6 protein-coding genes are annotated in these 10767 nt (G+C 55.1%); 1 reads left to right on the top strand and 5 read right to left on the bottom strand.

What is annotated here, in order from left to right; genetic code table 11:
- Positions 1 to 28 precede the first annotated feature (28 nt).
- The 3 genes from efeO to putP all read right to left on the bottom strand — a co-directional run bounded on the left by efeO (position 29) and on the right by putP (position 3862).
- Complete coding sequence (gene efeO / locus UC15_RS07630; protein WP_165353144.1) at positions 29 to 1156, bottom strand: iron uptake system protein EfeO; 1128 nt, start codon at positions 1154 to 1156, stop codon at positions 29 to 31.
- 44 nt (positions 1157 to 1200) lie between these two features.
- The gene (gene efeU / locus UC15_RS07625) at positions 1201 to 2052 is read right to left on the bottom strand and encodes an iron uptake transporter permease EfeU (protein WP_112287884.1); all 852 of its coding nucleotides are present in this window, start codon (positions 2050 to 2052) and stop codon (positions 1201 to 1203) included.
- Positions 2053 to 2377: 325 nt separating this feature from the next.
- Positions 2378 to 3862 carry a sodium/proline symporter PutP gene (gene putP, locus UC15_RS07620; protein WP_112287883.1) on the bottom strand — a complete coding sequence of 495 codons (1485 nt, stop codon included), beginning with the start codon at positions 3860 to 3862 and terminating at the stop codon, positions 2378 to 2380.
- A gap of 524 nt (positions 3863 to 4386) precedes the next feature.
- On the opposite strand from putP, the gene putA reads away from it, so the two are divergent.
- Positions 4387 to 8373 (top strand): trifunctional transcriptional regulator/proline dehydrogenase/L-glutamate gamma-semialdehyde dehydrogenase, encoded by a 3987-nt coding sequence (gene putA / locus UC15_RS07615; RefSeq protein ID WP_112287881.1) that lies wholly within the window; start codon positions 4387 to 4389, stop codon positions 8371 to 8373.
- A gap of 199 nt (positions 8374 to 8572) precedes the next feature.
- On the opposite strand, the gene UC15_RS07610 is transcribed toward putA, so the two are convergent.
- On the bottom strand, positions 8573 to 10150 hold the full coding sequence (locus tag UC15_RS07610; protein WP_112287879.1) for an ABC transporter substrate-binding protein: 1578 nt from the start codon (positions 10148 to 10150) through the stop codon (positions 8573 to 8575).
- A gap of 200 nt (positions 10151 to 10350) precedes the next feature.
- Positions 10351 to 10767 (bottom strand): flagellar protein FlhE, encoded by a 417-nt coding sequence (locus UC15_RS07605; protein ID WP_112287877.1) that lies wholly within the window; start codon positions 10765 to 10767, stop codon positions 10351 to 10353.

Raw genomic sequence — 10767 nt, 5'->3', positions numbered from 1 at the left:
CCTTCGCAGGGGAGGGAGCTTAAGAGTATCAATCTAAACCAAGCACACCGCGCAGTTTAGCCAGATCTTCAGCCAGCGTGGTGATCGGGCCTTTCATGGCGTTACGGTCTGCATCGGACAGTTTTTCGTAGTTCTCGTAACCGTCTTTGGTTTTGTATTTATCCAGCAGGGAATCGACAGTTTTGAAGTTCGCGTCGATTTTATCCAGCAGCGGCTTGTCGGCTTTTTCCAGCAGCGGACGCAGCAGGTTGACGATTTTCTGCGCGCCGTCGAGGTTAGCGCGGAAGTCCCACAGGTCGGTGCGGCTGTAACGATCTTCTTCACCGCTGATTTTGCTGGCTGCCACTTCTTCGATAAGCCCTGCTGCACCGCCGACCACTTTACTCGGCGGGAAGGTCAGGTCAGTGATACGTTTTTGCAGATCAACCGTGTCGGTATACAGCTTGTCAGCAAAAGGCTCCGCGCCTTTGGTGGTTTTATCTGCGAAGAGGATTTTCTCCAGACGGTGGAAACCGGTGAAGTTTGGATCTTCCGCTTTTTTCTCGAAATCGTCTTCACGGGCATCAATGCTGCCGTCCAGATCTGAGAACAATTCCGCGATAGGCTCGATGCGCTCATAGTAAACGCGGGTGGATGCATACAGGGACTGCGCTTTCGCCAGGTCGCCTTTCTTAATGGCATCGGTGAACGCTTTGGTGTGGGAAACCAGTTCGCCAACCTGCTGAGTCACATACACTTTATATTCTGCAATCGGCCCGACCAGCGCCATCGCGTCCGGTTTAGCGGAAGCCGCCGCGCCTTCTGCGGTCACGGTCAGTTTGCCCTTCGGATTGCTCAGCAAGCCGCAGGTCATGTCATATTCGCCCGGCTCCAGATTGGCAGTCATTTTCTGAGTGAAGCCCGGCGCGACGTTTTCACGCTCTTCCACCACCATCACGCCTTTCAGAATTTCCCATTCCAGGTTCTTCTGGCTGTCGTTGTGGATAACAAACTGTGTTTTACCGGCCGGGACGCTGAGCGCCATCGGTTCACACTGTTTATCATTCACAGTAATTTTGACCTGACGAACGTCGGCTGCCAGTACGTTTGCGCTCAGCGCAAAAGCCGGCAGAGACAGCAGTGCAATCTGTAAAGCTTTACGGCGAAAATGTGGCATGTACAACTCCATGGCAAAGGCAAGGTGATGAAAAATCGATGAAATCAACGTGGTGTTTTTTGCCCGGCAGAGGCCGCGGCGGCCACAGAGGATTTTCCCTGAGGCATAAAAAAGAAGAACAGCGCCGGGATCAGGTACAGGAAATAGACCAGCACTTCGCTCACACTTGGCGCTTCCTGATAACCAAACATCCCTTCCAGCAAGGTGCCGAACAGGGAATGCGTGGAGAGCGTATTGCTTAAATCAAAAGCAATGTCCTGCAAACCGTTCCACAACCCCGCTTCGTGGAACGCGCGGATCGCACCCGCCGCCAGACCGGCCGCAACGAAGAGGATAAACAGGCTGGTCCACTTGAAAAATTTAGCCAGATGCAGTTTCACACCGCCGTAGTAGATGAGGAAACCCAGCACGATGGCCGCGCCCAGCCCCAGCATGGCGCCAATCGGCGCTGCGATTCCTACGTCTTGCTGGAAAGCCGCCAGCAGGAAAAACACCGATTCCAGGCCTTCACGCGCGACAGCAAAGAACACCATCGCCACCAGCGCCCAGCCCTGCCCGCGCCCGGAACTGAGCGCGTTATCAATCGCGCCTTCCAGATGCACCTTGATGGAACGCGACACTTTGCGCATCCAGAACACCATATAAGTCAGAATGCATACCGCGACCACGGCGACGATGCCTTCAAATAATTCCTGCTGCTTTTGCGGAAATTCACCGGTGGTGGCGTTGATGAACAGACCCAGCGCCAGACATAACGCCGCAGCAACGAACACGCCAATCCAGACCACACCGAGCCACTGCCCGCGTTGCGTCCGTTTTAAATAGCTGGCGATCAGGCTGACAATCAGCGCCGCTTCCAGCCCTTCGCGAAACATAATGAGAAACGGAACGAACATAGCGATAACTCCTGACCCCGTGAATCGGCAAAAACTGTAAGGGCTCTGTAAAGAAAAGTAAAAAGAAACGATAGTGATTATCATTCTTGCCAAAAGAAATACAAGAGGCAACCGACCCTTTTTTGCAGGCGTCCGTGGAAATGCGCATGAAATGACAGTGCGGGACTTTCTTTAATGAAACGTCTGGTGAAACACGTGATGTGAAGCGTGATGAAAAGTGTGGCGGGAGAGTCAGATAAACGGGGTCAGACGACCCCGTTCGGCATTGTTGTAACGGCTAAAAAATCGTTACGGCAAAATGTGTTACGGCTATAAAGGCCGCGTGTTAAATGGTGTTGTATTCTGCTTCCGCCGTCGTGAAACGCTCTTCCACCGCAGCAGAAGGTTTACGTCCCATCAGGCTGACAATCCAGATAGCCAGCGAGGCGAAGATAAAGCCCGGAATGATTTCATACAGTTCAGCCCAGCCGTATTGTTTCCACAAGATAACCGTGGCCGCACCGACGATCATGCCCGCGAGTGCGCCGTTACGCGTCATGCGTTTCCACATCACCGAAATCAGGATAACCGGACCAAACGCCGCACCGAAACCGGCCCACGCGTAACTCACCAGACCCAGCACCCGGTTTTCAGGATTGGCAGCCAGCGCAATCGCCACCAGCGCAACGACCAGCACCATCAGACGACCAATCCAGACCAGTTCACGCTGACTCGCGCCTTTACGCAGGAACGCTTTGTACAAGTCTTCGGTGATCGCACTCGAACATACCAGCAGCTGGCAGCTCAGGGTACTCATCACCGCCGCCAGAATGGCTGACAGCAAAATACCGGCGATCCACGGGTTGAACAGGATTTTCGCCAGTTCGATGAACACGCGCTCACCGTTTTGGGTCACGTTGCCCGCTTCACCCGGATTATTGCTGAAGTATGCAATCCCGAAGAAGCCCACTGCGATGGTGCCGGCCAGACACAGAATCATCCAGGTCATACTGATGCGACGTGCGCTGCGGATAGTGTGATGAGAATCGGCGGCCATGAAACGCGCCAGAATGTGCGGCTGACCAAAATAGCCCAGTCCCCAGCCCAGCAGTGACAAAATCGCCACCAGATTCATGCCCTTAAACATATCGGTGTACTCAGGGTTTTTGGCCTTGATCACCATCATCGAGGTATCAATGCCGCCCACGGCGAGGATAACGATCACCGGCGTGAGGATCAGCGCGAAAATCATCAGGCTGGCCTGCACGGTATCTGTCCAGCTGACCGCCAGAAAACCGCCGATAAAGGTATAAATGATGGTCGCTGCCGCACCGGCCCACAGCGCCGTCTGATACGTCATGCCAAAGGTGCTTTCAAACAGACGCGCACCGGCCACGATGCCGGAAGCGCAATAAATGGTGAAGAACACCAAAATCACGATTGCCGAGATAATACGCAGCAGCTTGCTGGAATCTTCAAAACGATGGGTGAAGTAATCCGGCAGCGTCAGTGCGTTGTTGTTGGCTTCGGTATGCACACGTAAGCGCCCCGCCACCAGTTTCCAGTTCAGATACGCACCGATCGTCAGACCAATCGCAATCCAGCTTTCGGAAATTCCGGAAATAAAAATTGCGCCCGGTAACCCCATTAACAGCCAGCCGCTCATATCAGAAGCCCCGGCTGAAAGCGCGGTGACCACGCTGCCTAAACTGCGTCCACCCAGAATATAATCATCAAAGTTTTTGGTTCGTAAATACGCGATGAGTCCTATCAAAATCATCCCGAAAATATAAACACAAAACGTCACCAGCATCGGTGTGTTCATTGTCATTCCATTCTCCACTTTCTTCTTATTTGCGATGTTGTCCGGCACCTGTCTGTCCTGACGCCCTTCTTATGAAAGACGGTCAAAAGCCTGCCGGGGCGAGATGATGGCTGAAACCGGCAAAGGTTTCAGCATTACTCTCCATATTTTTATCGTTACGCGTCATTAGTCAGCGTCTTAAGTAGGGTTGTTATTCAAAAATCCTGTCGTGCCGGATACTGGTTCAGCGGCAACGACTTTTCAATTGTTTTAACAATTTCGATACTTAAAATTCACTCTCCATCACAGTTATTTTGTATCCGGGTTGCACGTTGCAACTGCGTAAGTTGCACCCGCTGCAACCCTTCTGTTTAGCGTGATATCAGTCAGACAGGCTTTTCCAGACGCCGCATTTTGTTAAAAATGCCAAATAAATCACATCAGGCATACTTCGTGCATTAACAGGGTTGCACAAGGTTGCAACATAGAAGATATTGCTTGCCATAAAGATAATGAATTCACCTGAACCTTTTCATATGGAGTGGTTGCGCATGGGTATGACAACGATGGGCGTGAAGTTGGACGAGAGCACACGCGACAGGCTAAAAGAGGCGGCGCTTAAAATTGACCGCACGCCGCACTGGCTGATTAAACAGTCGATTTTTTCCTATCTGGAACGTCTGGAAAATGGCGATGCTCTGCCGGAGATCCCGGCGCTGAACGGCGCAACTGCCGGCGAAAGCGACGAGGCTGCCTTACCGGCGGTTCAGGAAACGCATCAGCCGTTCCTTGATTTTGCCGAGCAGATTTTACCGCAGTCAGTCAGCCGTTCCGCCATTACCGCCGCCTATCGTCGTCCCGAGCCTGAAGCGGTTTCTATGCTGCTGGAGCAGGCCCGTTTACCTGCCCCGCTTGGCGACGCTGCGCTGAAACTGGCCGCCGACATCGCCACAAAATTGCGTAACCAGAAGAGTGCAAACGGTCGCGCCGGGATGGTGCAAAGCCTGTTGCAGGAATTCTCCCTGTCTTCTCAGGAAGGCGTGGCGCTGATGTGTCTCGCCGAAGCTTTATTGCGTATTCCGGACAAACCAACGCGTGACGCGTTAATCCGCGACAAAATCAGCAACGGCAACTGGCATTCTCATCTGGGCCGCAGCCCGTCGTTGTTCGTCAACGCCGCCACCTGGGGTTTGCTGTTCACCGGTAAACTGGTGGCGACACATAACGAAGCCAGCCTGTCGACATCCCTCAACCGCATTATCGGTAAAAGTGGCGAACCGCTGATCCGCAAAGGCGTGGATATGGCGATGCGTCTGATGGGCGAACAGTTCGTGACCGGTGAAACCATCGCTGAAGCGCTGGCGAACGCGCGCAAACACGAAGAGAAAGGCTTCCGTTATTCCTACGATATGCTGGGTGAAGCCGCGCTTACGGAAAAAGATGCGCAGGCGTATTTACAGTCTTATCAGCAGGCCATTAATGCCATCGGTAAAGCGTCTAACGGTCGCGGCATTTATGAAGGCCCCGGAATTTCCATCAAACTTTCCGCCCTGCATCCGCGTTACAGCCGCGCGCAGTACGAACGTGTGATGGAAGAGTTATATCCGCGCCTGCTTTCCCTGACCTTGCTGGCGCGCAGTTACGACATCGGCATTAACATTGACGCCGAAGAAGCTGACCGTCTGGAAATCTCTCTCGACCTGCTGGAAAAACTCTGCTTCGAACCGGAACTGGCGGGCTGGAACGGCATCGGTTTCGTCATTCAGGCTTATCAGAAACGCTGCCCGATGGTGATTGATTATCTGACCAATCTGGCGCAGCGCAGCCGTCGTCGTCTGATGATCCGTCTGGTTAAAGGCGCGTACTGGGACAGCGAAATCAAGCGCGCGCAGGTGGAAGGTCTGGAAGATTACCCGGTGTATACCCGCAAGGTTTACACCGACGTTTCTTATCTGGCCTGCGCCCGCAAACTGCTGGCGGTGCCGAACCTGATTTATCCGCAGTTCGCGACGCACAACGCCCACACCGTGGCGGCCATTTATCAGCTGGCAGGTAATAACTATTATCCGGGTCAGTACGAGTTCCAGTGCCTGCACGGCATGGGAGAACCGCTGTACGAGCAGGTTGTCGGTAAGATTACTGAAGGCAAACTGAACCGCCCTTGCCGTATTTATGCACCGGTCGGCACGCACGAAACGCTGCTGGCGTATCTGGTGCGTCGTCTGCTGGAAAACGGCGCGAACACTTCATTCGTTAACCGTATCGCCGATGCCACGCTGCCGATTGAAGAACTGGTTGCTGATCCGGTGCTGGCCGTTGAAGCGCTGGCCGCCAGCGAAGGTCAGGTCGGATTGCCGCACCCGCGTATTGCCCTGCCGCGAAATCTTTACGGCAGCTCTTATGGTACAGCACGCGTGAACTCCGCCGGTCTGGATATGTCCAGCGAGCACCGTCTGGCTTCCCTTTCCAGCGCCCTGCTGCAAAGTGCCAGTCATCCGGTGAAAGCCCAGCCGATTATCGATGCCCAAACTGACGACGGCGAGTTCCTGCCGGTGCGCAACCCGGCGCAAAACAGCGACATCGTCGGATACGTGCGCGAAGCCACCGAAGCTGAAATCAGCCGTGCGCTGGACGCTTCTGCCGCCGCCGGTGCCATCTGGTTTGCGACGCCTCCCGAAGAGCGTGCCGCAATCCTGCAACGCGGTGCAGAACTGATGGAAGCTCAGCTGCAAAACCTGCTTGGCGTGCTGGTGCGTGAGGCCGGAAAGACCTTTAATAACGCCATCGCCGAAGTGCGTGAAGCTGTGGACTTCCTGCATTATTACGCCGGTCAGATCCGTGAAGATTTCGCTAACGACACCCACCGTCCGCTGGGGCCGGTGGTGTGTATCAGCCCGTGGAACTTCCCGCTGGCCATTTTCACCGGTCAGATTGCGGCGGCACTTGCTGCCGGTAACAGCGTGCTGGCAAAACCGGCGGAACAAACGCCGCTGATTGCTGCATTAGCCGTGGGCATTCTGCATGAAGCCGGTGTTCCGGCTGGCGTACTGCAACTGCTGCCGGGTCAGGGTGAAACCGTCGGTTCGCAACTGGTAAATGACGAACGCGTGCGCGGCGTGCTGTTTACCGGCTCGACAGATGTCGCAGGTATCCTGCAACGCAACATTGCCGGTCGTCTGGATCCGCAGGGGCGCCCGACGCCGCTTATCGCCGAAACCGGCGGTCTGAACGCGATGATTGTCGATTCCTCCGCACTGACCGAACAGGTGGTGACGGATGTGGTTGCCTCGGCATTCGACAGTGCCGGTCAGCGTTGTTCCGCCCTGCGCGTATTGTGTATTCAGGACGACGTAGCCGATCACACGCTGCAAATGCTGCGCGGTGCGATGGCGGAATGCCGCATGGGCAATCCGGAACGTCTGTGTACCGATATCGGCCCGGTGATCGACGCCGAAGCCAAAGCGGGTATCGAAAAACACATCGATGCGATGCGCGCCAAAGGCCGCACCGTGTATCAGGCGTCGCAGGAATTTGCCGCCGATCAGCAGGAATGGCCGCACGGCACCTTCGTGAAACCTACGCTTATCGAGCTGGAAAGTTTCGATGAGATGAAGAAAGAAATTTTCGGACCGGTACTGCACGTGGTGCGTTATGCCCGTCAGGATCTGGATAAGCTGATCGGTCAGATTAATGCGGCCGGTTACGGCCTGACGCTGGGTATTCATACCCGCATCGATGAAACCATTCATCGTGTCACGCAGCAGGCGCACGTCGGCAATATGTACGTGAACCGCAATATGGTCGGCGCAGTGGTTGGCGTGCAGCCGTTCGGTGGCGAAGGATTGTCGGGCACGGGCCCGAAAGCCGGGGGGCCGCTGTATCTGTATCGCCTGCTGAGCAGCCGTCCGCAGGATGCCGTGCAGCAAACGTTGCTGCGTCAGGACAGAGAGCTGCCGCTGGATACGTCCGTACGCGAAGCGCTGCTGGCACCGCACCGCGCCCTGCAACAATGGGCAACGGAGCAGAAACATCGCGAGGAGTTAGTGGCAGTTTGCGAGCGGTTCGCGCACACCAGTCAGGGCGGCACATTGCGCACCCTGCCGGGGCCGACCGGCGAACGTAACACTTACGCATTGCTGCCGCGTGAACGTGTTCTGGCGCTGGCCGATAATCAGGAAGATGCGCTGACCCAGCTGGCGGCAGTAACTGCTACCGGTTGCCGCATTCTGTGGCCGGATGCACCGCTGCAACGCGACCTGTTCAATACCCTGCCGAAAGCCGTGCAGGAACGCGTTGATTTCACCAAAGACTGGCAGAACGACGCGCTGGTGTTTGATGCGGTGATTTATCACGGTGACGCCGATCAGCTACGCGAACTGTGTCAGACCATTGCCCAGCGTTCCGGGCCGATTATCTCGGTACAGGGTTTTGCGCGTGGGGAAGACAACATCCTGCTGGAACGTCTGCTGCATGAGCGTTCATTAAGCGTGAACACGGCGGCGGCGGGCGGGAATGCCAGCCTGATGACCATCGGCTAACCACGGGTAAAACATCAGGAAAAACTGACGTGCTCCTTCCGCTGATTATTGCGGCAGGAGCACGGTTTTTAGTACCGGAACTGCGTTCTGAGCCCTGCTCCGGTGGCGATTTGCCAGCCGGTAATGGTGTAAACCGAAAGGCGTTCGATCAGTCCGACCGGTAAAATATCCAATAAAACAGCAACAGATAACCGGATATTTACTCCTTGCTCACCGTATCAAGATACAGCTGACTGCCCGCCACGTTCTGGCTCGCGCCCTTCACGTTGTCGCGGATTGCCACCAGCAATTTGCTCTGCAACGCCACCACGAACGGTGAACTTTTTTGCAGCTCACGCTGTAAATCGGCGTACAGCGCCTTGCGTTTTTCCGGGTCAGATTCTGCGGCAGCGGCGCGTGTCTGTTTGCTGATTTCCGGGATCACCCACTGAATACGCTGAGCCAGCGTTTTCGGGCCATTCGGCACGTTATACGCAAAGGTGCTGGCGTTGGTATTCGGATCGAGATAATCCGCGCCCCAGTAGGTGAAGATGGACTGGAATTTGTGCGCCCGCATACGGGTCAGCACGTCGCTTTCTACCAGCGGATGCACCACTAAACTGATGTCAGCTTTGGCAAAACTGGCCTGTAATGCCTGCGCGATATCAGAATATGGCGGCTGGTTTATGACGATTAAATCGATTTTAGTGCCCGGCGCGATACCGCCTTTGCTGAGAATGGCTTTGGCTTTCGCCACATCATATTTAAACGGCTGGTCATCAATGGCACCGGCCAGACCGTCAGGCAGGAAGGTCTGATGAATACCGTACTGGCCTTTGAGCAGGTCAGTCGAAATCCCCTGATAATCCACCAGCCAGCGGGCGGCTTCCCATAATGCCGGATTTGCCAGCGCTGGTTGTGCGGTATCGCCGACGTTAAACGCCAGATAGAACACTTTTGCCGCCGGGAACTGCGCGACATGCACGCCCTTCTCTTTTTGCAGCGAGCTGAACTGGTCTGCCCCCAGATCATACGCGACGTCCGCATCTCCGTTCAGCACCAGCAACCGGCGGGTGGACGGGTCACCGACGTTTTTAAACAGCACGTTTTCAAGTTTGGCTAAAGGCTTCGCATTCTGATTTCGCTTGAGGATTAACGCCTCATGAGGCACATAGTTGCGCACCTCAAACGGACCGCTACCTGCTGAACGCGAACGCAGCCAGCTGTTGCCGAAATCGTTCTGTTCGGCATGTTCTTTCAGCAGTTTACTGTCCACGATACCGGCGACAGGGGCGGATAAGATACTCAGCACTAACCCGCTGCCGATATCGGCAGGCCAGCTGAGCTGCACTTTATCGTCGCTCAGTTTTTTCAGATTGCCGTCGACGTTCTCCGGCGTCCAGCCCAGTTCCCCCAGAATAAATGACGGGCTTTTATTGAGTTTGACCACGCGGGTAAACGAGTAAATCACGTCGTCTGCGGTCAGCGGATTGCCGCTGGCAAATTTCTGGCCGGGCTTGAGGGTAAAGATCAGGCTGTGTCCGTCCGGCCCCGGCTGCCAGCTGGCGGCAGCATCGGGATCCAGCTTATCAGGATGCTGACGGTCAGACGCCACCAGCTGCTGATACAGATTGACCAGATTACCGGAGCTGACCGTTTCAAAACTTTCAGCCGGATCCAGGCTGATAATACCTTCGAGAGAACCGGCCACCACCAGCGTATCCGCAGGCGTTGCGGCGTCCACGCGGGTAACCGCCATCATGAGCAAAAATAACAGGGAAGGAACACGGACTTTCATTGAGGTCATACTCCACAGGTGAAAAGGCAATTTTTTCGAGTGTAGAGTGTCGGCGGCACCGCCAGAACCATGAAATAACGCTATGTATTTCAGGAAAATAGATTAAGACGCTGGATTACGAAAACAGAACCGGGAATGAAGGATTGTACCAACGGGATATGTGGCGCACCGCAATACGCCCTAAGTTATTGTGCCCTGCCTTACTGATAGTTCACGATCACCTGATTGCTTACCACCCGCAGCGGCGTATTCAGCGCACCGGAACCGGGCACGAAATACACGAATCTCAGCGGGGAAATGGCGGCCTGACCGTAAAAGGATTTCGTCATTCCGCCTTCGGCATCCAGCATCACGCAGTGATTTTGCGTATTACACAACTGCACCTGTAAGCCCGCCGGTCTTGCGCCGAACAGTTCATATTTCCAGCTGATGCTGGTGATGGTCGCTGACGTCCGCTGTCTGACGGGCGCGGAGCGGGTCGCAACCAGTGCCGCCGAGGACATCATCACACCGCGATTTTGCAGCGTGACGCCGTGGCGGGTGTCAGACCATGAGCCTGTCGCGGCCATCGCAGACAGACTCAGTGTTCCCAGCAGCAACATCACCAGGCGGCGCAT

Source organism: Rahnella sp. AN3-3W3 (assembly GCF_003263545.1).
GTDB classification, from domain to species: domain Bacteria; phylum Pseudomonadota; class Gammaproteobacteria; order Enterobacterales; family Enterobacteriaceae; genus Rahnella; species Rahnella variigena.
This window is presented reverse-complemented; position numbering and strand designations above follow the sequence as displayed.